This is a genomic window from Paenibacillus cellulosilyticus, assembly GCF_003182255.1.
Taxonomy (GTDB): domain Bacteria; phylum Bacillota; class Bacilli; order Paenibacillales; family Paenibacillaceae; genus Paenibacillus_T; species Paenibacillus_T cellulosilyticus.
Genome location: NZ_QGTQ01000008.1, coordinates 111,100 through 136,251, shown reverse-complemented (window position 1 = coordinate 136,251; position 25,152 = coordinate 111,100). Strand labels below are relative to the sequence as shown.

Below are 25,152 nucleotides of genomic sequence, written 5' to 3'. Positions count from 1 at the left end.
GCACCGGAGCTAATTACGGTTTCACCGCCGATCGGAAACTCCGTAGATAATAGCATTTATTAAATAAATGATAAGCGAGAACCAGCCAAGGAGGGGACAAAAGAACGAATGTCCGCACACATCGGAAGCAAGTGGAGGAAAACGAGAGCGATTCAAAACGATAGTGAGTTGGCAAGGCACATCCCGGAAACGGTTCGTATGACCAGAAGCAGCCTAAACGGGCTAGTGAATAAGTATGGAATGGTCTACATTAAGCCGGAATTCGGCACCTACGGCAATGGTGTTATGCGAGTAGAGAAAGTGAAGTCAGGCGGCTATCGATACCAACTTGATAAGAAAATAAGAACCTATGCCGACTTCAACCCGATGTATGCATCGATTCTAAGAGATACGAAGGGGAAGCGCTACCTTGCACAGAGGGGAGTCAACCTTCTGAAGTACAAAGGAAGGCGATTTGACCTTAGGGTAATGGTTCAATGGTCTCCTCTGAAGAAGTGGGAAACAACAGGGATCATCGGAAGAGTAGCGGGTAAACAAAAGATCGTAACCAATTACCATAACGGGGGAGAAATCGTAATCGCAGAGCGTCTTCTTGCGCCGCATACCGAACAAGTAAGCAAGCAGCTGCAAGCGTTGTCGATGCTGGGTGTTGCTACCGGGCGTACGATGAAGAAATCTTTCCCGCGCGTTTATAAGATCGGACTGGATATTGCATTGGAATCAGACTTGAAGCCTTGGATTCTTGAAGTGAATACGAGTCCAGACCCTTATATTTTTCTCAAGCATCCGGACCGAAGAATATTCCGTAAAATACAACGCTATGACCGGGCTAATACACGACAACAGCCACCCGATGACTTGCATCTCGTAAAGTGAATCCAAATCGGAATACCGCCCAAAAAGCCGCGTAATTGCGGCTTTTTGGCATGCAAGAAGTTCGAGCAAGTCAATCGAGAACTCACGACTAAGATAAACTCTGGTAAAATGATGATTCCAAGTCCGTTCTCCACCATCGACATGATGGCGTATCATCCCAGGTCGTGAACCGAACTTTCGGTTCAATATGATTGTGCTCGAATATGGCTGAGATCTCGGCTTTAGCGCCTTCACCTGATCGGATGTCTATTTTTTCTAATTATGAAACCTCACCGCGCTGTTGTGCATCTAACATACGTCTAAACGAAAGGAGGAGATGCATTGGACGTAATGAAGGAAGTGAAGAAAGCCCAAAGAGGCAGCATACCAGCCTTTGAGAATCTCATCCAAGCCCATAAAGTCGTGATGTACCAAGTGGCCAGAACGATACTCAAACGAGATGCGGATTGCAGCGACGCCATTCAAGAAGCGATTCTAAAGTCGTTTGAGAAGATCACCACGCTGCGAGAGCCTGCTTATTTCAAAACTTGGCTGCTGCGCATTCTGATCAATGAATGCAATCGAATTCATCGACAGCACAAGCAGCTGATCGAGATAGGGAATGCGACGCTTCCTTCGACAACTGAGAGCGGATATGAGCTAGTTGAACTGGAGCAGCTGCTAGCATCAATACCGGACGAGGAGAGACATCTCCTCCAGCTATATTACATAAACGACATATCGATTAAAGACCTAGCCGAAATCTACCGGAAACCCGAGAACACCATTAAGACGTGGTTACGCCGAGCCCGTGAGCTAGCACGTCATATTTTGGGCGAACAGGAGGGGTATACATGGAAAAATGGGAGCAGCGATTGAGTGATCAAGTGAACATAACCTTGCCCGAATCGATTGACCAACGCGTTCACCATACGCTTAGCGAGCTGAAGAGAAAACGCAGAAAACCTTCCAAACGAGCGATCGGCTCGATAGCCGCAGCAGCTGCACTAGCCGTAACAATGGGCATGACATCGTTGTCGCCGGCATTTGCTGAAGCGATACGCTCGATTCCTCTGGTAGGGTCTGTCTTCGACTTCGTTGGAGACAGAGGCGCGAAGAGAGCAAGTCAACTCGGGTTGTCCACACCACTCGGGCAGCAGGTTCTAATCGGCGATCATAAGATTACTTTCACAGAAAGTATCTATGATGGATCTAACCTGATCCTTGGCTGGATAGCGCCAGCAGCCGACTTAGATCCTTATGAATTCGCAACTGACATCGTCTTCAAGGTGAATGGGACAAGCGTGAACTATACCTTGAGTGCTCCAGCCTTACGATTGGACAATGGAACGTATGCCGGAACGCTTAACATCAATACGACAGATCAGCTGCCCGACAAGTTCAATCTAGATATAGTGTCTCCTATTGACGCCTCGTCACTTGCAACGATTCCTATAGAGCGTCGCGGCAATGACCATACCGCTGTCATTAACAAGACCGGAACTTGGAATGCGATCAACTTCGACTATCAAACGATTGCGTTATACCCGACTACGACGGTATTGTCCGTACATTTGCCTGACGCAGGCCTTGATAAATACGGGAGCTTGAAGTTCAAAGTGAGCGATGAACAAGGCAATGTTCGAAGTTCAACAGGCTCTACGAGCGATCAGGCACACGGTGCGTCGAAGGAGAGCGGCGAGTTCAAGTATTATTTTGAACCATTCGAGACAACCCCGAAGCAAATAACAATCATTCCTTATCTGAGCACCTCTTATTCTACGGTGAAAGTTGACGGCGAATGGATGGGGAAGCCTATCACGATACCGCAAGGGGATGTAGGCTCTGTTAGGATCGTGGATCAGACATTGGACAATAACAAATTAACGATCATTTGCGAGGTTACGGGCGAACAGATCGAAGAACAACTGAATAAAATCTCACTTGAAGATCGTCAAGGGAATCCACTGCCGAGAGTCAGCCCGCCAATTCGAATAGAGGGCAGCCCATACAAGTATGAGATTTCATTCTCTAACGTTGATCGCGCCGATTCATTCCAAGTTACATCGCCTGTGTTTAATCCAACCCATTATTTCGAGGACCTTAAAATCGTTGTCGATTTGCCTTCCGATTCGAATGTAGATGGGCTGAACTGAACCTGCTTAACGGCAGACGATCCTGCGATCGACTGCCGTCTTTTTGTTAGTTGTGAAACGCAGGTGAATTGAAATAGGGGATCTGATGAATATCGTCATTTAAAAGCTTCTACCCAGTAAAGCCCCGACTTGCTTCGCCATCTCCTGAGGTGGATATGGCATTCCGTTCTTGATCCACCATTCGATAACGCCCACATAAGCAGTCCCGGTGAATTGCAGCATTACATCATCGTTTATCGCTTGGTTTCGGTCGCTAGCTCTGTCAATCTCTCCTTTGAACCCCTCGATGAAGGAGGATAGAAGCCGCGTTCGAAACGAGGACGGTGTTCCTTTGCTTGCTAACATGGTCGAGAAGAACAAATAATTGCGCTCGAAATACTCGAAATAGGGGACAAGCGCTTCAGCCCATTCCAATTCGCATGCCCATTCGCCCATCTCGCCTAATTCATTAATATGAGTTTCGATCAGCTTATCCAACAAATCATACTTGTCCTGATAATGAAGGTAGATGGTACCGCGATTAACGTTGGCGCGGTCTGCAATGTCCTGAATCGTAATCTCGTCAAAATTTTTCTCGCTCATCAGTTCAATTACGGCCTTCTTCAAAGCCTCCTGTGTTTTCATTATTCTCCGATCCACTTTCGCCACCCATCTCACCAAACTTTCCAAGTTACTTAACACTTTCGATCATTGTGTTGATATATGAACAGATCCATCTTCTTTAACCATTGTCATCGCGTACTTGCTCCATAATAATAGACATATGTTGATTAATCAAATTCATTTGTTTATTTGACACAAATATAAGATTGGAAGGAGAACACATCCATGTGCAAAACGCATGTTCTAAGTGTTTCGGCTGCGAAAGCACCGTTTGAGAAAACAACAATTGAAAGACGACCATTACGTCCGGATGATGTCTCGATTGCGATTAAGTTTAGCGGCATTTGCCACTCCGATATTCATAGCGCTCATGGCGACTGGGAGGGGGGAATCTTCCCAATGGTGCCTGGTCATGAAATTACAGGGATCGTAACGGCTGTAGGGGAGAAGGTCACTACATTTGCTGTTGGGGATCGCGTTGGCGTTGGCTGTTACGTGGACTCTTGCGGCGAATGCGAATACTGCCTTCAAGGGGAAGAGCAGCATTGTACGAAAGGCTACGTCGCAACCTATAATTCCCTCGATTATGATGGTAATCCGACCTACGGCGGTTACAGCCAGCACATCGTAGTGTCGCAGCGATTCGTTGTGCATATTCCGGAACAATTGGCGTTGGATGCTGCCAGTCCATTATTGTGCGCCGGTATTACGACATATGCGCCATTGAAGCGTTGGCAAGCCGGTCCAGGCAAGAAGGTAGCCATTCTAGGGATGGGCGGCCTTGGCCATGTTGCGATTCAATTCGCGCATGCAATGGGTGCTGAAGTTACGGTCTTAAGCCGGGCGAAGGATAAAGAGAGCGAAGCAAAGTCATTTGGCGCGGACCATTATTTCTCAACGGGAGATCCTGAAACATTCAGCAAGCTGGCTAATCGTTTCGACCTGATCCTGAATACCGTTTCCGCTTCGATCGACGTCGATTCGTATTTATCGCTGCTTCGCGTAGACGGTACGCTTGTTAATGTCGGAGCACCCGCTGAGCCAAGCCAATACCATGCGTTCTCCTTAATCTTGAGTCGCCGCAGCATTGCTGGATCCTTAGTTGGCGGGCTTCCTGAAACGCAAGAAATGCTGAATTACGCTGCTGAGCATGGCATTACGCCTCAAATCGAGATTATCCGTGCCGATCAGGTGGACGAAGCATATGAGCGAATCCTGCGCAGCGATGTACGATACCGATTTGTGATCGACATCTCCACTTTATAGGTCTGAATGAGCGATAACGATGTTCGGAACCATCCGTCCTTGAAGCTGGCTCTGATGCTTTCCGCATTCTCTGCTTTAGGGCCGTTCACGGTCGATATGTATCTTGCTTCGCTGCCGCAGATCATGGATGACTTCGACACGAATGCTTCGCTGATTCAGGCCAGTTTAACTGCTAGTCTATTGGGATTAGGCTTGGGTCAATTGGTGATGGGGCCGCTAAGCGATCGATATGGACGACGCAAGCCATTGCTTATGGCCATGATTCTGTACATTGCTGCATCGATCGGGTGTGCCGCTGCCCCTCATATTGAACTATTTATTGCGGTCCGCTTCATTCAGGGCATTGCGGCTTCAGCAGGCCTTGTCATTTCTCGAGCGATAGCTCGTGATCGATACAGCGGCGTTCGAATGACGAAGTTTATATCGCTCCTTACGACAATCAGCAACATCGCGCCGTTAATTTCACCGAATGCAGGGAGTGCCGTCTTATCATATAGTTCTTGGATCGGTGTATTCGTTTTCTTGGCGATGTTAGGCATACTACTAACAGCCATCTCATTATGGGGAGTAGAGGAAAGCTTACCCATTGAGCGACGTGTTCGAGGCAGCCTTAAGACATTGGTGGAGAACTATATCTCGTTATTTCGTGACCGATCGTTTATGGGCTATGCCCTTCTGAATGGGATATTATTCGCGGGAATATTCGCCTTCGTAGCAGGTACGCCTTTTATTTATCAGAACATTTATGGTCTGTCACCGGTCCAATTCTCGATCTTGTTCGCAATGAACGGTCTCGCTATTATGGTTGGATCTCAACTCGTCAAATCGATGGCGGGACGAATGAGCGAACGGCTAATGATTGGGATTGGACTATCCTTATCCTTTGTCTCAACGGCTGCAATCCTAATTGCTGTTCTTTCTTATGGTTCATTATGGACCGTATTCGGCTCTACGTTCTTATTCGCTATATCCATCGGCATCATTGGGCCGATGTCGATTACATTAGCGATGGAACCTCATGGTCAAATTGCAGGAAGTGCTTCTGCCGTGCTAGGGACGCTTCAATTTGCATTAGGCGCCGTCATCTCCCCGTTTGTAGGTATAGCAGGCGAGAATTCTGCTATCCCTTTCGGGATCGTTATGCTTGTTACTAGTGTATTGGCCATCGTTTCCTATATAGTCGTCGTTAGAAGCGATGCGGCAGACGATGATCACAGCAAGGCACAATCAATCATTCGCAGATCAAAGAGAGGGATATAAACATGGAAATCAGAAGAGTCGGCACCCAGCCTTCCGGCAAAGGGCCAAGCGATTATTTTACCGGTACTGTTCGCATTGATCCGTTATTCGAGGCGGATGAACCTGCACGCGGAGCTGGAGCAGCTGTTACATTCGAACCCGGTGCACGCACCGCATGGCATACGCATCCGCTCGGACAGACGCTGATTGTGACAGCAGGCAAAGGTCGAGTTCAACGGTGGGGAAGTCCGATCGAGGACATTCATCCTGGCGATGTCGTCTGGTTCCCGCCTGGGGAGAAACATTGGCATGGCGCCTCGCCTGCCACAGCGATGACTCACATCGCCATTCAGGAACGTCTGGATGGCAAAGCGGTGGATTGGCTGGAGCATGTGAGTGACGATGATTACAACAGATCGTAATATAAATGTAATAAACCCAAAACCGTTGAGAGCTCTCAACGGTTTTGGAGTTTCTTAAGGGCCGGGAGGTTAAATATCAAGTTTACGATTGCCGAGCCATTGCACCATCTGTGGATCGCGGTGCGAGAAGAACAAGCTTTGTTTCGTATCTAGCGCAGCAATCGATTCCATATCCTCCTGGCTTAATTCAAAATCGAAGACATTGATATTTTCAACAATTCTGTCTTTACGAACTGACTTTGGAATGACAACGACATCTCTTTGTGTCAGCCAACGCAAAACCACTTGAGCAACGGATTTATGATGCTTATCGGCAATTGATACCAATACCTCATTCTGGAACAAGTTGTTCTTTCCTTCAGCAAAAGGCGCCCAGGATTCGATCTGAACTTGATGCTCTTTCATGAACTTTGCACTTTCGATCTGTTGATGGAAAGGGTGCGTTTCGATCTGATTAACCGCAGGTATGATATCATTATGGATGATCAAGTCGATCAATCGATCCTCATGGAAGTTACTAACGCCAATGGCTCGGATTTTTCCTTCGCGATACAATTCCTCCATCGCACGCCAAGAGCCGTATACATCTCCATACGGTTGATGGATTAAATATAAATCCAAGTAGTCCAGCTGCAATTTTTTTAACGATCTTTCAAATGCTATTTTGGTACGCTCATAACCAGTGTCCTGCACCCAGAGTTTCGTGGTAACAAACAATTCCTCTCTTGCCACGTCACTTCGTTTAATCGCTCTGCCAACGGCTTCTTCATTGAGATAAGAGGCAGCTGTATCGATGAGCCGATAGCCTGCCGTAATAGCGTCATAAACACTTTGTTCGCACTCAACTGGATCTGCAATCTGAAACACGCCAAAACCTAGGATAGGCATTGCAACTCCGTTATTCAAAATGACTTCTCGCATATCCACACCTCCATTTTGCTCCTTTAGGGCGTGACTTTATTATGCAATCCTGAAGGTAAAACAAATATCTAATTCGTCTTAAATGATTGCCTAATCCTCTCAATGCCATTACTAATCCGAATACGAATGACTTATAATAATACAAGATTAAACCATCTAGGAGGGTCCAATGCTTCAGGAGTTAAAAACACGCCAAGATAAAGTTACTAAATTGATCAATCGCCATTGCAAACAATCTGGCGTATTGCAGACAGCAATCCCTTCACTATTTTTAATCCGTTCGGATAAAGTGGATGAGCCATCGCATAAAGTATTTAATCCTTCTTTTTGCTTTGTTTCTCAAGGGTTGAAAGAAATCTTATTGGCTGATGAGCGACTAGTATATGGACCATCGGATTACCTGATTACATCGATTAACCTTCCGGTAATTGGAACGATTATAAATGCTTCATCTGATGTCCCTTACTTGAGCTTGAAACTTGAATTAAGCCAGAAGGAGATTTTTGAAGTCCTGAAAGATGCTGATTTATATTCCAATACCAAAGATAATGCTTCTCGAGCCATGTTAGTCGGTCAAGTCGACTTATCTCTATTAGATGCTGTCCTTCGGTTGGTTCAATTACTCGATTATCCTCAAGACATTCCATATCTTGCTCTTACTTATAAGAAAGAAATTATTTATAGATTGCTGCAAGGGCAATACGGCGCAACTCTTGCTCAAATTGCAGTAGAGGGAAGCAATGCCTATCGCATAAGAGAAGCAATTGACCAAATTATCGAGCAATATGACCAACCAATAAGAATCGATACGCTTGCTGATCTCGCTAGTATGAGCGTTTCATCATTCCATAGACATTTTAAAGAAATCACAGCCATGAGCCCGCTTCAATTTCAGAAACAGCTGCGATTGCAAGAAGCTCGAAGCTTATTGTTAATGTAGTCTGCAGATGCAACAGAGGTTGCGTATCGGGTTGGATATGAGAGTGCGTCACAATTTAGCCGTGAATATTCTCGCATGTTTGGGTATCCGCCCAAAGCAGATGTCAAGCGATTAAAGGAAGCGTATGAGCAAGCAGAAGGGAATAGCGACCAAATCCATATCAGAATGTCCGATCACAATTAATATAGCATATATTCGGATTGTGTTATCATCGATAAACGGTAAACGTGAGACATAATTATGGTCTTGCGTTTTTTTGTATTGCCTCCATTCAAAAATAGAGAAGGTTCGGCTCCAAAGTGTCATTTGACCCTTACAATAATCATTATCTCAGCAACGCGCCTTAGACACGCATTGAAATAGGGTCATATGTGTAAATGATTGTTTCGGAACTGACTTCGGAACAGGTAGGCTGAAGTTGCTCGAATGCAAGTCTCAAGCCCAAGATAAGAGGGGAGGGAGCAATCAACAAAACGAAATATTGTAAGCGATTCCATTGTCGTTCGCAAACGGTCATCAACCAATTAGGAGGGATTTTAATTGAAGAAGCGTGCAGCCAAGTTAACAAGTTACGTAGTCTTTCTTGCTCTTGCGTTTGCTCTAATGACTAGTGGACTCGGTAATCCAACCGCTCATGCTGCCAGTGTATCGATTACGAGCAGCGGCGCCTGGAATGAGACGACCTACGTACAATGGTCAGCTGTAAGCAACGCGCAAGGGTATAACGTCTACGTGAAACCTTCTACTGCAGCAGATTCGCAATATCAGCAGCTGGATAGCCAATTAATCCGTAATTATTCGTCCTACTGGAGAGCTGATGCAGTAGGGCTCGCAGCTGGTACTTATGTGATGAAAGTTGAAGCTGTTCTGTCAGACGGTACAAAGGCAAGTGCAGTTTCAGGCACGTTAACCGCAACTGCGCATGATCGTTCTGGGTTTGCCTTTGCATCAACGTCAACGTTCGGCACAGGATCCGGCGCTTACAATAACAACGGCACGCTGCAGAGCGGGGCTCAGGTCGTGTATGTAACATCAACTACTGCTCAAACGGTATCGCTTGATGTAAAAATCAACAGTGCAGGCGATAAGCAAACAGCGGTTGGGATCGGAGAGATTCTGACACTCAGACAAAAGGGCTACGATACAACGCCGCTTGCGATTCGTATTATCGGTAAAGTGACGGCTGCAAACATGAGTGGACAGCTCAACAGCAGCGGCTATCTCCAAGTAAAAGGAAAAACCGATTATACTGCGATGAATATGACGATTGAAGGGATCGGACAGGACGCCACTGCCTATGGTTGGGGACTTCTGCTCCGGTATGTCGGTAACGTCGAAGTAAGGAATTTAGGCTTGATGTTATTCCCAGACGACGGGATTTCACTCGATACGGGCAATGCAAACGTCTGGCTGCATAACAATGATCTTTTCTACGGCTCTGCCGGAAGCGACGCGGATCAAGTCAAAGGCGATGGCTCTACGGACATGAAGAAAGGGTCCACTTTTATAACGATTTCATACAATCACTACTGGGACTCTGGCAAAGCTTCGCTCGTTGGATTGAGTGAAACTGCTGATTTCTACGCCACGTTCCACCACAATTGGTTCGACCACTCAGACTCCCGTCATCCGCGGATTCGGACAGGATCGGTCCATATTTATAATAACTTCTATGATGGCAACGCAAAGTATGGGGTGGGTGTAACGACGGGAAGTTCAGCCTTTGTGGAATCGAACTATTTCCGACATACCAAATACCCAATGATGAGCTCCTTGCAGGGGACAGATGCTTTAGGGGAAGGTACATTCTCCGGTGAGAACGGCGGAATGATCAAAGCGTATAACAATCTCATTGCAAGCGCCGACAGTGTGATTTATGCGAATTCCAGTGCAGGAACGACAGCGGCGAATGCCACATCATTTGATGCTTATCTTGCTTCCTCTCGGACGGCAACCGTGCCAAGCACTTACAAAACATTGGTTGGCGGAACTGCTTACAACAACTTCGATACATTGAAGGACTTAGGTGTTAGTACGTCCAGCATCGATGCGGCAAGCAGTGTCGAGCAGGTCGTATCAGATAAGGCGGGTCGGCTCAATCACGGAGACTTCACATGGGAATTTACCGATTCCGTTGACGACACGTCCGATGCAGTTAATACCGCTCTTATGTCCAAAATTCAAAGCTACACGACCAGTCTTGTATCTGTCGGAGGAAATTCAAGCACATCAACAGATACTACAACTCCGACCGATACAACTTCGGAATCCATCGTTCACAACTTCACGACAAGCGGCACAACGAGCAGCTTCTTCACGATTCAGGGGAATCTGTCAACAACGAAGGGCACAGTAACCTATAGCGGATTAACACTAACACAGTGTTTGAAGATTGAAAGCTCGACCAGCATCGGATTTACGACAACAGCAGCCAAAACATTAACGTTAGTGTTCAATTCAGCGGACGGAACCCAGATCAAGATCGATGGTACCAGCTATGCCATGACGGGAGGCATTGTTAGTGTTTCTCTTGCAGCAGGCACTCATACGATTACGAAGGCTGATACGACCAATCTGTATTATATAGAACTCAAATAACGTTGAGAGAATCTTAATCGGATCAAGTCTCTTGTCCATCTATTGATGGCGAGTGCTTGATCCTTTTTTATCCCCCTTTTGCAAATCGAGCGCTGATCGGTCTGAAGAGTAAATAAACAGTCGCTGGGAACAAACAATAGAACCAAGGGTCCCACCATTTATGGATTGTGAGCAACTTGGTCGTTGTTAATCCTTGCGTAATGATGAAGATGAACAAGGCGATCGCAACAAACTTTACCCACACGCGGCCGGCTTGCAGCTTCATGAAGGTGACAATGACACAAGTCATAAACACGTAATACAAGGAAGCGAAGGCTGTTGTATCATGAGCAGGATCACTGAACCAACCCGGGTCATAACTCCGATTCATGAAGAACATGATGGGCACGACATGCAGCGTTCCCATAATCGGAGCGATGCACAAGAATAGAAGCAAAGAATGGAGTATGCCCCTAACCGGACGTTGGAGACGGGCATACAGGATTGGCGCTATCGGCAAGTAGAATAGTAATCCGACGGCTGTATATACGATTCTCCACCAGTTCAACGTATAGATTTCAATGATTACAAACAGCCATTCCACCACTCCAATCGCAGCTATCATGGCTATGATCCATTTCCATCGCAGCTGAAATACGGCCACCATAATCGCAACTGTGGGGATAACGAGCAGGTTCGAAGTCAATGCCCCCATATTACTGTCATAATACGCACTGTTCTTTAATAAACCCGGATGATATACATAACTGCATCCAAAAATATAAATCACAGTTTCAATGAAATATGCGAGTTGGTTCATCATAAGGAAAACGAAGACAGCCCGTACATTCCTCGCATGAATCAGCGTATACGTTAACAATAGAAGGCTAACAAAGCTTAAACCCAGATACCAATAGGCGCTGTTAGGCATAAATAAATTCCTTCCCGAATGGATCCTCGATGAGCGCTGTTATGGGCGCTTGGATGGATTTGGTATTCACTTATGATGCACGAAGCAGCCTATGCCCATTCACTGGGGATAGGGAATGAGGTATGAAAACGATGAATTCGTCCACCTTAAACCTATGTGAAGTGAGCTGCAGGAGGGATAGGATTTGTCCAACTCGTCGGGATTGCTGGCCCCGCCAGTACGCGAAACGAAGATATTCGTTCCGGAACTCGTTTATTTTGAACCAGATGCGCTGGAGTATCCGAAAGGCCAACGAATCCATGATTGGGCTCAAAAGGAAGGGCTACCGATTCGTATCACCAGCTCACATAATCGAATCACGAATTTACCGGGGGAGAGCGATTTAGAAAAATACAAAATTGCTAAACGCACACTGGTCGTTGGCATTCGTAAGACGTTAAAATTCGACCAATCCAAGCCTTCGGCGGAATATGCCATTCCCATCGCTACCGGCTGCATGGGGCATTGCCATTATTGTTACCTTCAGACCACGCTCGGGGCAAAACCGTATATTCGCGTCTATGTAAACACCGGAGATATTCTAGACCAAGCGAAAAAGTATATCGAGGAACGTGCACCTGAGATTACCCGCTTCGAAGCAGCATGTACGTCCGATCCCGTAGGTCTTGAGCATATATCCGGTTCGCTTAAGGAATACATCGAATTTATGGGAAAAGAACCACTCGGCCGTCTGCGCTTTGTGACCAAATATCATCATGTGGAGCCGCTTCTGGATGCAAAGCACAATAAGCATACTCGGTTTCGTTTCAGCGTCAATGCAGACTATGTCATTCGCAATTTCGAGCCGGGGACATCGAGCTTTCACGAACGGATTACGGCGGCCGGGAAGGTGGCGCACGCCGGCTATCCGCTTGGCTTCATTATCGCTCCAATTATATGGCATGAAGGTTGGGAAGACGGCTACGCCGATCTGATCGCTCGCCTCAAACAAGCACTTCCTAGAGAAGCGACATCCGATCTTACGTTTGAACTCATTCAGCACCGTTTTACGAAAACAGCGAAAACGGTTATCCAACAACGCTACCCGAAATCGAAGCTTGAGATGGACGAGGAGAACCGCAAATACAAGTGGGGTCGCTGGGGGCAAGGGAAATACGTCTATCAGGATGATCAAGCGAACGCACTCAAACAATTCATTTTTCAACAGATTTATGACCACTTCCCAGAAGCCAGAATTGAATACTTCACATGACTGAAGCGAAGAAGAGCTTGCTGCTTGCAGGCTCTTCTTTGTTGTAGTCAGTAGTCATCATCGTTTGATCGTCATGAATAGACTAACACTTTCATAAATTGAATCAAATCAACATGCATGCCTCTATCGAGAGGTTTTTTTGTTGTATCGCTTGGGGCTCCGATGGAAAGGAGCGGTGAACCGTTGAAACGTCATACAACGATACGACGTTGCCGTACCTGCCGAATGGCGCTTGACAAATGCTGTTGCAAACCGTTTAGAAAGAAACATCATCGACGACATCACCCTAAGCCTAAACCTAACCCTCCGGTTGGCGTGATCGGTCCGACTGGACCAGCAGGTTCATCTGGACTAATTGGAGCGACTGGGCCGATGGGGAAGACAGGAAATAGAGGCGTACAAGGTCTTCAAGGCTTGCGAGGCATTCCCGGCATTCGAGGTCCTGCAGGAGTTACCGGTGCGACTGGACCAACTGGTTATCAAGGCGATCCTGGAATCGGTACTACAGGAGTTACGGGAGTCACTGGTAACACGGGCAATACAGGCGCGACCGGTGTCACTGGGATCGGTATAACTGGTACAACTGGGGTCACAGGGCCAACTGGAGCTGGAGAAACAGGCGCGACTGGCGCGACCGGTACGACTGGTGTCACTGGCGTTACTGGATCAACGGGAGCGACTGGGACCGCAGGTGCAACGGGTGAAACCGGTACGGCTGGCGCTATTGGACCGACAGGTATTACCGGGACGACTGGAGAAACGGGGATAACCGGAGCGACTGGGGTTGGAACTACAGGAACTACAGGAACTACAGGAACTACAGGAACCACAGGTGCTACTGGCGCTACTGGCGCTACTGGCGCTACTGGCAGCATTGGCATAACTGGACCTACCGGTATCACGGGCACGTCTGGTGCTACTGGATTTACCGGTGCGACTGGTGTCACAGGAGCTACAGGAACGAATGGTATTACTGGGTCGACGGGCGTCACTGGTAATACCGGCAATTCAGGTGTAACAGGGGAAACGGGAGTTACCGGTGCGACAGGTAACACTGGTATTAATGGCGCTACTGGTGCAAGTGGCGTTACAGGTGCAACCGGAACGAATGGATCTACAGGGGCCACAGGCTCAACCGGTATAACCGGGCTTACAGGAGCTACTGGAGCTACGGGAGCTACTGGGGCTACCGGATCGACGGGAGCCACCGGCGATACGGGTGCAACGGGACCTAGCGTTCTAGCTGATGGATTTTCTGCTACTAGAGCACCAACCGTTTCAGCAACAGGTACGCAGCTAGCTAACTGGACCGTGACCGATCCGTATTACACAGGGACTGGGTTTAATGCGATAACCGGCACTTACACGGTACCGGTCACCGGTCGCTATGCGATCAAAGCAACTCTCACCTATACAACAACTGCAGCGCTCAGCGTTCAAATTGGGGCGACAGTCAATCCAAGCTTTGTCATTAGACGAACGAGTGCGCCGGTTACCGACTTGATTACTGGACTATTTCCTATTCTTGATGTAAATATCTTGCTGGTATTGACCTTGCGTGTCATACTTGGCAGCGCAACTGTAACCTTGACCGGCGATGTGTTTCTTAACGCAGGCGACACCATTGGGATCTTTTATGTCAACAGTGGTCTTACTGTCAACATCAATATCGGCGGAGCAACCGAATCCGCAAACGTATGGTCCATGCATCGATTGACTTGAGCCCTGCATCTATAAGGATACCTGCCCCTACGGAACGTAGGGAACGGTGTCCTTTTTGTCTTGAAAAGACAAACGAACATTTTCATAGATTGCTAGTGGAATGACTCAATCGTTCTTTCCTCAATCTGTATACGCTAGGTAAAGAGAAAGATTAGTAGTTTCCACATAGAACAGGAGGATGGAGAAGAGTTGAAGATTATTGTGAATGAGAGAGAGCTGAAAGAATATTTTGACGGACTTGCTCGTCTGCTGGAGTTGCGAACAGCGATGTCAGAGGCACCCAACCAACAAGATGGGTCAACGATGTTGAATGAGCTGCGACAGACCATTCGAGAAGAGTTAGCTTCAATTGAATATGAGAGTCAACGCGATGCCGGCACATACAGCTTGAATAAGCTCAAGCAAGTGTTTGAACCGTACACAGGAAAGCCAGTCGAGTTGTTAACGCCGGCCGGTACAGTCGAAGGGACCATCACCAAGGTGGGCAGCGATTATTTGGTCGTACGTGAACAAGGTGGGACGAGCGTAATGGCGCCGCTGGAACAGCTGATCGCCTTTCATTTAACAGGAAAGCAGGTCGACAAATGATTGAAGAATTGGTATCCCTCGTGAACAAGGAGGTTCAGATCGCGAGCGCATTGGAAACGATCTGCGGTACGCTTGTTTCGGTAGATGGCGCCGCGGTGACGATCCGCACATCGGAGGAATTCGGTTATGAGAACGGAAGCTATGCCATTATTCAACTTCGTTTCATTTCTTACATCCGGCTCTTATAACAATTATGGAAAGTAAGGAGAAGAGACAACCCGTGTCGTTTCAACGTATACCAGGACTAGTCAGCATTGTCATTACCGTCTATAACAAGCTTCCGTATTTATCGGAATGTTTGACGAGCTTGCTCGATCAGACCTATGAGAGTTGGGAGCTCATACTTATTGATGATGCCTCCACAGACGGATCTTACGAGTATGTTATGAATTGGCTTAATAACAATGAACCATTGTTAAGGGAAGGAAAGGGAATCTACACGCTGCGGCTGCCTCGCAATACAGGTTATGCTGGCGCGATAACTACGGGGATGTATTTGGCCAAAGGGGAGTATATCGCCATACAGGACGCCGACGATTTGTCACATCCAGCACGACTTGCTATTCAGGTCCGGTATTTGAACCATCATCCGCATATCGATCTGATCGGTACTAATTACGAAGTGTTCGAAGATGGCCTGCCTAACCGACGGATGCCCGTGTACTGGCTCAAATACGGCGAGCAGATTGGCAAGGTTTATGAGAAAGGCGGACATTGCATCTGCCATGGAACAGTCATGTTTCGTGGCGCTGTATTCGACCGTATCGGCGGACACACAAGGCGAATCGAAGGCGCAGAGGATTATGAATTTATAGCGAAAGTGATCAAGCCTGGAGCAAGAAACGTTGAGAACTTGCGGGAAGTGCTGTATTACTATCGCAAACATCCGAAGCAGCGTTCACGCAACTATTTCGGCAAGCCTCAGAAGGAGAAGAATGATGACGCATAATCGGATTAGGCCGCTTATGGTCATGGATAGTCTTTCCGTGGGCGGAACGGAAACGTATGTACTGAGCCTTGTGAAAACTTTCCCATCAATCGGCGTCGTCCCGGTTTATGCTGGTGCATCCGGCGTAATGTACGATGCTTTTGTTCGTGCAGGGTGTCCGATCCATCTCGTTGGACTAACTGCGGAGCAGTTGATGGACCCTGAACGTCAGAAGCAGGCCGATTACGCGCTTACGCAAATCATGCGAAGCCGAAAGATCGATTTGCTTCATATTCATCAAACACCATCTGGCCTGTATGCAGCGGATGCCGCTAGAAAATTGGGCATTCCGGTTGTGTTCACTGTGCATGGCGCTTATTATCCGCCGGATCAGCTCCAATTGATGAAGGAAGCCGGCTGCACCTTCGTTAGCGTTAGTCCTCCGGTACAAGGCTATTTGGATTATCAGGGGATTCCGTCGTATCTAATTGCGAATGGCGTTGATTTTGAACAATATCGTTCCGAGCCTTCCGCCGCACTGCGTGCCCAACTGAACATCCATGAAGGGGAGAAAATAGTCGTCTATGCGTCCCGTCTTGCATGGGACAAAGCAGTAGTATGCGCGATGCTCGTACGAGCCGCACGTACGATTCGATTGAGTGGATCAACTCCGCTTCATGTGGTAATCGCGGGTTCAGGCAATCAGTCAGCTGTAATCGCCGAGCTGGCCGAGGCCGTGAATCAAGAATGCGGCACTACCTTCGTTCATTTGGTAGGCAGCCAATTGCAAATGCGCGACTACTACAATCTTGGCGATCTTGTCGTTGGAACCGGACGAGTTGCGCTTGAAGCGATGGCGTGCGGCAAGCCGGTGCTGGCGATTGGCAACCACGGATATTTTGGCCTGGTGGATCAGCCTGTTTATGATGAGGCTTGGCAGTATTATTTTGGCGATCACAACTCCAAGGAACGTCCATCAGAGCAGTTGATTGGTGCAGCAATTACTGAAGCACTCGCATCAGCAGACAGACTGGAAGCGGTTGGCCGGCAAGGGCAAGCATGGGCACGTGCGAATTTTCATATCCGTGACAAAGCGCTTCAGATGAAGCAGCTGTACGGCGACTTGCTGACGAGAACTTGATAGGATGGAGGGATTGTATCGCATGCGTAAGGTATTATATTTAGGGTGGATTGGCTTCAACAATCTTGGAGATGAGTGGATGTGGGAGATGTTCCGGGCTATGGCGGATGCTCATCTGAACGAAGAAGAGTATCAAATCATCCCTTCTCTTCCGCAGGTAGAATGGAAGAAGGTAGACCAATACGATACGATCGTGCTCGGCGGCGGCTCGTTGATCATCCCGGGATATGTTGATCTCGTGCATGATGCGCTCGAGCTCGGGAAAACCATCATCATCTGGGGCAGCGGCCATGACCGACTTCATAAATGGGAGCAATCGGCAGAGGGGCTGCTGGTGCCAGACGCAGTCAATGAGAGTATCCAGTATCGCCAAAAGCTGAAAGCCGTCATGGAACACAGCGCTTATTGCGGAGTACGGGGACCTTGGACGGTGAATTATATGGATTCGCTAGGTGCATTGCCTGAGCATATCTCCATCAGTGGCGATTCTGCGATGCTTATGAACGCGCTGGTGCCAGTATCGGCTCCAGCTCGAACCGACCAAAGTCAATATCGGACGATCGGTATCAACTGGGGCACCTCGTATAACCGAATTTACGGCGGCAACGAGGAACGAGTGGAGGATGCATTAGCAGAAGCTGGCCGCTCACTGCTGGCTCTCGGATACAGGCTCCATCTCTATTCGGTCTGGGGACCGGACCAAGAGGCATTGGCGCGGTTGTATCGAAAGCTTGGACATGACGATCATGTTACGTTCGATCCCAACGTATATACGGCGGCGGATTATGTAGAGCTGCTGTCTGGATTCGAAGCGACCATTAACTTCAAGCTGCATGCCAATCTGCTGTCTGCCGCGGCGAACGTCCCATTCGTCTGTATAGGTTACCGGTTCAAAAGCTTCGATCTGATGCACGGCCTCGACTTAGCCGATTGGATCATCGCCTCAGATGACGAACAGCTGGCTCATAAGCTAACGGAGAAGGTTCAAGCTGCCGCAGCATGGCGAGAGGGCTATATAAGCAAGCTGGACGCAGGGCGTCAGACAGCATATCAGTCGCTCGTTACACCGTTTCGTGAGCGGCTCTTTTAAAGCAGCTTTTGAAGAGAATGTCCAGCTGTGATGGACATTCTCTTTTTTTAGTGCAAGTCCTGATTGTTCATTTCCGTCTAACTATTGGTATAATGAGGATTAAGTCTAAATGAACATCCACAGGAGGCACATCCATGAGCGAACAAACGAACTATACCATACATCATTTTGTTGATGGTTACCCTTTAATCGAATTGAAAGAGGCCGCAACGCGATCACGCGTCGTCGTTTGTCCTGAACGCGGCGCGATCGTCATCCATTGTGAATTGAATGGACAAGAGCTGCTTTACCTGGACAGGGACACATTCTTGAACCCGCAAGCGAACATCCGAGGAGGCATCCCCGTGTTGTTCCCGATTTGCGGACAACTAGTCGGTGGACAATACGAATGGAAGGGCAGCACGTACCAGATGAAAAATCATGGTGTCGCACGTGTGAAGCCGTGGGAGGTCATACAGTCTGGTACAGACAACGGTGCATACGTCACGCTGACTCTTCACAGTGACGAAGAAACGTTAGCTTCGTTCCCGTTCGCGTTCGAACTGCAGTTCACATACCGTCTTAAAGACGGGAAGCTGTCGATCGAACAGCAGTACACCAATCAGTCCGGAGAGCAAATGCCGATGGTTGCAGGCTTCCATCCGTATTTCGCAACGGACAGCAAGAACTTGGCTTATTCCTCAGATGCTACGAAACTGCTTGACTATAATGACAATGTCGAGAAACCGTTCAACGGCACGTTTGATTTGAACGGACTCGTCGAATCCGTCGCCTTGCTGGATTCGAAACGACCGGAGATTGCATTTCCGTTGAAAAGCAGCGGTGGACGCGTACATCTAAGCTACAGCGAGACGTTCCGCTACGCTGTTTTATGGTCGGTAGAAGGGAAGCCGTTCGTTTGCGTCGAGCCGTGGACTGCGCTCAACGAAGCGCTCAACGATAAGAAGGGGCTGCTGCTCGTTGAACCCGGACAAGCCCTTCAGCTGCAGATGACGATAGCCTACGAAGCTTAATAATAGGCTTGGACTATTCGAGTCCATCACAATATCAATTTAGAGAGGAGTCATATCCATATGAAACTGGGACTACAAGGTAAGCGTGCTATCATCACAGGTGGCAGTAAAGGGATCGGATTTGCAACAGCCTTGCTGCTTGCGTCCGAAGGTGCGCAAGTTGCGCTTGTCGCAAGGAATGAGGATTCGCTGCAGCAGGCCGCGAAACAAATCGCGGAGAAGACAGGTACTGAACCTCTTATCGTCGCAGCAGACGTGTCAATCGAAGCAGATGTACAACGCGCTGTAGCGGCAGCTGTCGATCGATTTGGCGGTATCGACATCCTGGTTAATAACGCAGGAACTTCTGCGGCTAAGCCGTTCGAAGCAGTCGATGTACCTGCTTGGTCAGCCGACTTAGATCTCAAGCTGTTCGGCGCAATCCACTTTACACGAGCTGCATTGCCGTATATGCGTCAGGCAGGTGGGGGCGCAGTCGTCAATGTGACCGCTGTCGGCGGCAAAACGCCATCCGGCTCATCGCTGCCGACTTCGGTCAGCCGTGCAGCCGGTCTAGCGTTGACCAAAGCCATGAGCAAGGATCTCGCGCGGGATGGCATTCGTGTTAACGCTGTCTGCATCGGTCTGATCAGAAGTGATCAGATTGAGCGCATGTGGCAGGCGACAGCTCCTCATTTGACTTGGGACGAATTCGCTGCTGATCCGCGGCACGACATTCCGCTCGGACGCATCGGTCGTACGGAGGAAGCCGCGAACGTAATTGCTTTTCTCGTGTCAGAAGCGGCTTCTTATGTATCCGGTACAGCGATTAATATCGATGGCGGCAAGGCGGCTGTTCTATAATCTTCACAATGATGCTTGAACCTTTAGAAGTCGTTGTTTGATTGCGATATGCAAGAAAACAACGGCTTTTTGTTTTAATCAAAGAGGATACGGGCAGGAGGAAGAGAATTGTAATGAAGGATGTCATCGTTACACGAGCCGAGCAAATTGCCAGCGATTTTCTTCAAGAACAAGTGAAAACCTCGTATCCAATCATCGACAAAGGCTTTGCCAATCACGTGTGCGTAGTCCAGACAACGAGCCATAAAGTCGTTGTTCGCATGAACGATAAAGGTGCATATCCAACCTATATGAAAGAAAAATGGTGTATCGAGCAAGCAGCGGCGGTTGGCGTTCCTGGACCCGAGGTTATAACCATCGGAATGTCAGACGATACAGCCTACATGATTCAATCCTTCGTAGAAGGCGAGAACGGATTAGACAGCATAGCACCAAGGCAGCACATATGGAGGCAGCTTGGCCAATATGTGAGACGTATTCATTCCATACCGGTTCAAGGATATGGGGAGAATTTGATCGATACGGAACAAGGCGAGTGGAGCTCACCTCCTCATCCAGGATCAGACGGAAGTTGGCTAGGATATGTACAGCATAACATCAACAAACTAACGGAAGATGACCCGTTAATTGCCCTTAGTGTACTAACACCTGCTGAATCGCAGCAAGTACGTAATCTCTTTATACAAATAAAGAACGAAACGTTCCAATTCGGCTTAGTCCATGGCGATCTTTCCTTAAAAAATACGATGACTAACCAGGATGGCCAAGTGACACTCATTGATTGGGGCAACGCAGCAGTAAACGCTGTACCTCATTGGAATTTGATCCATTTGATGCAGCATCAATGGATTGAAAATGGCTTAAACAATGAGGAATTCAAAGCCTTCATAGACGGTTACGGCATAAGGGAAGAAGAGCTGGTTATTTCCAGACAATTATTGCTATTAAAAGCTTTCGATAACCTCAGATGGGCGATTGATAAACGTCCAGACTTGATAGATACCTTCGCCGCTTACGCGAAACAAGCTGTACAGTTGAATCGAGATCACGGGCTGTTTTCTTGAACTTATTCTTTTATAATAGGATCACTGGTTAATAAGTTTCTAGGAGCGTTGTAACGAAATGAATGCTAGAAGTCATAATAGAATCATCGAGTGGACCGAGCAGGAGCTGCTGCCGCAGCTAGCTATTCGAAGCGAACACCCGGGTGAGCCCATCCGAGTCGATCGTTATCCACAACATTCGAAGCTGCTCGGCGCCGGCAACTATGCCGCTGTATTCGTCCCATCTTCAGACGATATGGATCAATATGCTGTGAAGGTATATGCCCCAGGCCGGGAAGGCTGGGAGGAAGAGGTTGAAGTTTATCGCCGAATAGGCGATCATCCCGCTTACTCGTGCTGTTTCCACGCGGCAGAGACGAATGGGGTGAAGTATTTGGTGCTGCGCCGTCTCAGCGGCAAGACGCTGTACAATTGCATATTAGAGGGCGAGCTCATACCAGAGCGCGCGATAAGCGATATCGACGAGGCGCTGGATTACGCAAGATCACGCGGCCTGCATCCGCATGACGTTCATGGCAAAAACGTGATGGTGTCGGGCGGACGTGGACTCGTCGTGGATATATCCGATTTTCTGAAAGTAGAGCCGTGCATGATGTGGGATGACTTGAAGCGTGCGTATACCCGAATTTATAAGCCGTTTCTATCCAAACGTCCCGTCGCGATCCCGGAGTGGGTCATGAACAGCGTGCGCCGCGGCTATCGGTTTATTCGTAGTTCTTCCAAAAGCTAGTTGAAAGAAGTGAAGCAGGCTGCCGCTGGCAGGCTGCTTTTTTTCTTCAATTCCTATGGCCTGTTTATGCAGAAGCGCCGCTGGCAATAAAGGTATGAGAAAACCTCATCGGAGCTTTCGAAGAGGAGCGTCAGCTTCAGAGCAGGTATTAATGCCATATGGTAAGAAAAACGAGCATAGGGGAGTTATGCAGAAGATGGCCCTGACGAATACCCAGCAAGATCAAATACAAACGAAAGCCTCGCAAAATCTGTGGTCAGGCATTTTATTCGGAGTCGGCTTTGTGGGCTTTATCGACGAAGCCGTTTTTCATCAACTGCTTCATTGGCATCACTTTTACGACAAATCGACAACCGCTGCAGGGCTGGTCTCGGATGGCTTGTTCCATGCGCTCAGCTTCTTCGCCACGATCGCCTCATCCTTCATGATGGCCGCACTCAAACAAGCGCAAGCTTTCCGGTTCCGTCGTTGGCTCGGCGGCATATTCCTCGGCGCTGGTATTTTTCAACTTTACGATGGCATCGTTCAGCACAAAATGATGAGGCTGCACCAAATTCGTTACAACGTGGACATTATGCCTTACGATGTAGGTTGGAACGTTTTGGCAGCCCTTCTGATCATCATCGGCATTGGTCTCGCGCGCGTAAATCAAAAACAACGAAGCAGTAAAGCCAGGGCCTGAACCAATGGAGTTGTTGATTAATTCAATACTCGTCGTATGTTGTGCCGCCTTTACTTTTATCTATATCGCTGCTGCCGCTCGGTCCAATCGCCGCTACAGGAAGTGGCCGGTATCCCGTACATTATGTTGGTGTGGAGGCATATGGATTGTGGCATTGACGATTCAAGGGTCAGTGGTAGAAAGGGCCCATGCAAGCTTCACAACCCATATGGTACAGCACTTATTGTTCGGCATGCTTGCGCCGCTGCTCATTGTGATCGCATCACCGTTCACGCTGGCCTTAAGGGCAATGTCCGTACATCATGCACGGCGTTGTGTTCGTCTGACTAAACATCCGTATATGCATGTTGTCATGCATCCGTTGACAGCGGTAACGCTCAACATCGGAGGACTATGGGCATTGTACGCTACCCGTCTATATTCGATGATGCATGAAAGCGCTGCGATTTATGTCTTGGTTCATCTGCATCTATTTGCCGCCGGTTATTTATTTACAGCGTCAATCCTTTCACTCGATCTGGTTTATCGCCGGTTCGGCTTTGCATACAGGGCCATTATGCTAATTGTCGCGATAGCTGGCCATAGTATATTGTCCAAATATATATATGGTTCGCCTCCGGGACATGTACCGAGTCAGCAGGCGGAGGCAGGGGCGATGCTCATGTATTACGGAGGGGACGCCATTGAACTGATCGTCATCGTCCTCCTATGTTTTCAATGGTACAAAACGAGACTCATTAAAGATCAATCAAGCGTCTTATGATAATATAAATACGGAATCTAATAGAATCGAAGGGGCAGTTCATATGGAACAAAGACTTAACTGGGCTGGCAACTACCGCTACGGTTCGTCGGAGCTGCTGGAGCCTGCAAGCATGGAAGAGGTCAGAGACATGGTCGTTAGCAGCCAACGCATTCGCGTTCTTGGTTCGCGCCATTCTTTTAATGGCATTGCCGACACGCAAGGCAGCCAACTCTCGCTTCGAAAGCTGGATCGGGTAATCGAGCTCGACAGGGAGCAGGGAACAGTAACCGTTGAAGGCGGCATCCGGTACGGCGAACTGGGTCACTATCTGAATACGGAAGGCTTTGCGCTGCACAATCTGGCTTCACTGCCGCATATCAGCGTGGCCGGTGCCGTATCGACAGCTACCCATGGCTCGGGCGACAGGAACGAAGGTTTGGCATCTGCTGTTCGCTCCATCGAGCTGGTGAAAGCGGATGGAGAAGTTTCGGTGCTCAGACGGGGGAAGGATGCCGAATTTGAAGGAGCGGTCGTTGGCCTCGGCGGGCTAGGCGTCGTCACGAAACTTCAACTGGACGTGGTACCTGCGTTTCAGGTGAGTCAGACGATATATGACCAGCTTCCCTTAACGGCATTGGCAGAAGGCGGCTTTAACGAGATTATGTCTGCAGCGTACAGCGTCAGTCTGTTCACGAATTGGGAAGGACCTGCGTTCAATCAAGTGTGGGTGAAGCGGAAGTGGACAGGCGAAGACGAGACTGCTTCCGCGCAAGCTGATTCCAATTTCTTCGGGGCTGCGTCGGCGCCGGCTAAACGGCATCCCGTACCGGGACAATCCGAAGTGAACTGCAGCGAACAGTTAGGCGTTCCGGGGCCATGGCACGAGCGGCTTCCTCATTTCCGCATGGATTTTACGCCGAGTGCGGGTAACGAGCTGCAGAGCGAATATTTTGTTCCGAGAAAGCATGCGTTCGAGGCGCTGCGCTCCATTGAAGGGCTGCGTGAGCAAATTGCGCCGCTGCTCTATGTTTCCGAGGTTCGCACGATTGCGGCAGACAGGTTCTGGATGAGCCCTTGCTACCGACAGGACAGCGTAGGGCTGCATTTTACATGGAAACCGGAATGGGAGTCCGTCCGTCAGCTACTGCCGCTTATCGAACAGGCGCTTGCACCATTCGAAGCACGCCCGCATTGGGCGAAGCTGTTCACAATGGAACCGGACAAGGTACAGTCGCTGTATGGACAGCGGTTATCTGATTTCCGTCATTTGCTGCTTCAGTACGATCCGACAGGGAAGTTCCGAAATGCATTCTTAGATACTTATATTTTCGAATAACGAGAAGCAACGTTGCAAAAATATCGAGGCAGTCGACACAGTCCGTGTTGACTGTCTTTTTCTATACTCTTATTAGAAAATCAAAAAAGAACCTAGCAGGTCGGCCAG

Annotated in this window: 25 protein-coding genes and 1 pseudogene; 22 read left to right on the top strand and 4 right to left on the bottom strand. The window is 48.4% G+C overall.

Translation table 11 applies throughout. The features are described from left to right. Nucleotides 1–108: 108 nt before the first annotated feature. On the top strand, nt 109–876 hold the full coding sequence (locus tag DFQ01_RS13055; protein WP_110044333.1) for a YheC/YheD family protein: 768 nt from the start codon (nt 109–111) through the stop codon (nt 874–876). 89 nt (nt 877–965) lie between these two features. On the opposite strand, the pseudogene DFQ01_RS32000 reads toward DFQ01_RS13055, so the two are convergent. Next, nucleotides 966–1,108 (bottom strand): annotated as a pseudogene (locus DFQ01_RS32000) (LysR family transcriptional regulator); the annotation flags it as partial. Nucleotides 1,109–1,206: 98 nt separating this feature from the next. Between DFQ01_RS32000 and DFQ01_RS13045 the strand changes: the two are divergent. Both DFQ01_RS13045 and DFQ01_RS13040 read left to right on the top strand, forming a co-directional pair. Continuing rightward, a complete protein-coding gene (locus DFQ01_RS13045) occupies nt 1,207–1,734 on the top strand; it encodes a sigma-70 family RNA polymerase sigma factor (protein WP_245946667.1) in 528 nt (175 codons plus the stop codon). Continuing rightward, a complete protein-coding gene (locus tag DFQ01_RS13040) occupies nt 1,710–3,011 on the top strand; it encodes a DUF4179 domain-containing protein (RefSeq protein ID WP_110044331.1) in 1,302 nt (433 codons plus the stop codon). Before DFQ01_RS13045 ends, DFQ01_RS13040 begins: the two co-directional genes overlap by 25 nt. A gap of 99 nt (nt 3,012–3,110) precedes the next feature. Here DFQ01_RS13040 and DFQ01_RS13035 read toward each other — a convergent pair whose 3' ends face one another. Continuing rightward, the gene (locus DFQ01_RS13035) at nt 3,111–3,659 is read right to left on the bottom strand and encodes a TetR/AcrR family transcriptional regulator (RefSeq protein WP_110044330.1); all 549 of its coding nucleotides are present in this window, start codon (nt 3,657–3,659) and stop codon (nt 3,111–3,113) included. A gap of 180 nt (nt 3,660–3,839) precedes the next feature. Here DFQ01_RS13035 and DFQ01_RS13030 point away from each other — a divergent pair, with 180 nt between their 5' ends. The 3 genes from DFQ01_RS13030 to DFQ01_RS13020 are packed head-to-tail and all read left to right on the top strand — an operon-like array spanning nt 3,840 to nt 6,541. Beyond that, on the top strand, nt 3,840–4,880 hold the full coding sequence (locus DFQ01_RS13030; protein ID WP_110044329.1) for an NAD(P)-dependent alcohol dehydrogenase: 1,041 nt from the start codon (nt 3,840–3,842) through the stop codon (nt 4,878–4,880). A 6-nt stretch (nt 4,881–4,886) separates the two neighbouring features. Further along, on the top strand, nt 4,887–6,140 hold the full coding sequence (locus tag DFQ01_RS13025) for a multidrug effflux MFS transporter (protein ID WP_110044328.1): 1,254 nt from the start codon (nt 4,887–4,889) through the stop codon (nt 6,138–6,140). Nucleotides 6,141–6,142: 2 nt separating this feature from the next. Beyond that, nucleotides 6,143–6,541, top strand: a complete 399-nt coding sequence (locus tag DFQ01_RS13020; RefSeq protein WP_110044327.1) for a (R)-mandelonitrile lyase — start codon at nt 6,143–6,145, stop codon at nt 6,539–6,541. Between the two features lie 69 nt (nt 6,542–6,610). On the opposite strand, the gene DFQ01_RS13015 is transcribed toward DFQ01_RS13020, so the two are convergent. Next, a complete protein-coding gene (locus DFQ01_RS13015; protein WP_110044326.1) occupies nt 6,611–7,462 on the bottom strand; it encodes an aldo/keto reductase in 852 nt (283 codons plus the stop codon). Between the two features lie 169 nt (nt 7,463–7,631). Here DFQ01_RS13015 and DFQ01_RS13010 point away from each other — a divergent pair, with 169 nt between their 5' ends. Together DFQ01_RS13010 and DFQ01_RS13005 are read left to right on the top strand one after the other, a co-directional pair. Next, nucleotides 7,632–8,402, top strand: a complete 771-nt coding sequence (locus DFQ01_RS13010; RefSeq protein WP_342769989.1) for an AraC family transcriptional regulator — start codon at nt 7,632–7,634, stop codon at nt 8,400–8,402. A 540-nt stretch (nt 8,403–8,942) separates the two neighbouring features. Next, complete coding sequence (locus DFQ01_RS13005; RefSeq protein ID WP_110044325.1) at nt 8,943–11,000, top strand: pectate lyase family protein; 2,058 nt, start codon at nt 8,943–8,945, stop codon at nt 10,998–11,000. 67 nt (nt 11,001–11,067) lie between these two features. On the opposite strand, the gene DFQ01_RS13000 is transcribed toward DFQ01_RS13005, so the two are convergent. Next, on the bottom strand, nt 11,068–11,685 hold the full coding sequence (locus tag DFQ01_RS13000; RefSeq protein WP_146216867.1) for a hypothetical protein: 618 nt from the start codon (nt 11,683–11,685) through the stop codon (nt 11,068–11,070). A gap of 409 nt (nt 11,686–12,094) precedes the next feature. On the opposite strand from DFQ01_RS13000, the gene splB reads away from it, so the two are divergent. The 14 genes from splB to DFQ01_RS12930 all read left to right on the top strand — a co-directional run bounded on the left by splB (nt 12,095) and on the right by DFQ01_RS12930 (nt 25,044). After that, entirely contained in the window at nt 12,095–13,162 is a 1,068-nt protein-coding gene (gene splB, locus DFQ01_RS12995; RefSeq protein WP_110044323.1) for a spore photoproduct lyase, read from the top strand. A 372-nt stretch (nt 13,163–13,534) separates the two neighbouring features. Then, on the top strand, nt 13,535–14,884 hold the full coding sequence (locus DFQ01_RS31915) for a collagen-like triple helix repeat-containing protein (protein WP_217490336.1): 1,350 nt from the start codon (nt 13,535–13,537) through the stop codon (nt 14,882–14,884). Nucleotides 14,885–15,073: 189 nt separating this feature from the next. Further along, on the top strand, nt 15,074–15,472 hold the full coding sequence (locus DFQ01_RS12985) for a hypothetical protein (RefSeq protein WP_110044321.1): 399 nt from the start codon (nt 15,074–15,076) through the stop codon (nt 15,470–15,472). Beyond that, nucleotides 15,469–15,660: a hypothetical protein gene (locus DFQ01_RS12980; RefSeq protein WP_110044320.1), complete on the top strand. Its 192-nt coding sequence runs from the start codon at nt 15,469–15,471 to the stop codon at nt 15,658–15,660. Before DFQ01_RS12985 ends, DFQ01_RS12980 begins: the two co-directional genes overlap by 4 nt. A gap of 32 nt (nt 15,661–15,692) precedes the next feature. After that, entirely contained in the window at nt 15,693–16,421 is a 729-nt protein-coding gene (locus DFQ01_RS12975; RefSeq protein ID WP_110044319.1) for a glycosyltransferase family 2 protein, read from the top strand. Further along, nucleotides 16,408–17,541 (top strand): glycosyltransferase, encoded by a 1,134-nt coding sequence (locus tag DFQ01_RS12970; RefSeq protein WP_245946658.1) that lies wholly within the window; start codon nt 16,408–16,410, stop codon nt 17,539–17,541. The genes DFQ01_RS12975 and DFQ01_RS12970 overlap by 14 nt, the downstream gene beginning before the upstream one ends. A gap of 22 nt (nt 17,542–17,563) precedes the next feature. After that, nucleotides 17,564–18,631, top strand: coding sequence for a polysaccharide pyruvyl transferase family protein (locus DFQ01_RS12965; RefSeq protein WP_110044317.1), 1,068 nt, complete (start codon nt 17,564–17,566; stop codon nt 18,629–18,631). Nucleotides 18,632–18,765: 134 nt separating this feature from the next. Then, on the top strand, nt 18,766–19,644 hold the full coding sequence (locus tag DFQ01_RS12960; protein ID WP_110044316.1) for an aldose epimerase family protein: 879 nt from the start codon (nt 18,766–18,768) through the stop codon (nt 19,642–19,644). Between the two features lie 60 nt (nt 19,645–19,704). Continuing rightward, nucleotides 19,705–20,487 carry an SDR family NAD(P)-dependent oxidoreductase gene (locus DFQ01_RS12955; RefSeq protein ID WP_110044315.1) on the top strand — a complete coding sequence of 261 codons (783 nt, stop codon included), beginning with the start codon at nt 19,705–19,707 and terminating at the stop codon, nt 20,485–20,487. A gap of 113 nt (nt 20,488–20,600) precedes the next feature. Further along, on the top strand, nt 20,601–21,551 hold the full coding sequence (locus tag DFQ01_RS12950) for a phosphotransferase family protein (protein WP_110044314.1): 951 nt from the start codon (nt 20,601–20,603) through the stop codon (nt 21,549–21,551). A gap of 58 nt (nt 21,552–21,609) precedes the next feature. Beyond that, on the top strand, nt 21,610–22,281 hold the full coding sequence (locus tag DFQ01_RS12945; protein ID WP_110044313.1) for a serine/threonine-protein kinase: 672 nt from the start codon (nt 21,610–21,612) through the stop codon (nt 22,279–22,281). Nucleotides 22,282–22,477: 196 nt separating this feature from the next. Beyond that, complete coding sequence (locus tag DFQ01_RS12940; protein WP_110044312.1) at nt 22,478–22,963, top strand: DUF2243 domain-containing protein; 486 nt, start codon at nt 22,478–22,480, stop codon at nt 22,961–22,963. A gap of 4 nt (nt 22,964–22,967) precedes the next feature. Further along, on the top strand, nt 22,968–23,726 hold the full coding sequence (locus tag DFQ01_RS12935) for a cytochrome c oxidase assembly protein (protein ID WP_110044311.1): 759 nt from the start codon (nt 22,968–22,970) through the stop codon (nt 23,724–23,726). 43 nt (nt 23,727–23,769) lie between these two features. Then, complete coding sequence (locus DFQ01_RS12930; RefSeq protein WP_110044310.1) at nt 23,770–25,044, top strand: FAD-binding protein; 1,275 nt, start codon at nt 23,770–23,772, stop codon at nt 25,042–25,044. The last annotated feature ends 108 nt before the right edge of the window (nt 25,045–25,152 follow it).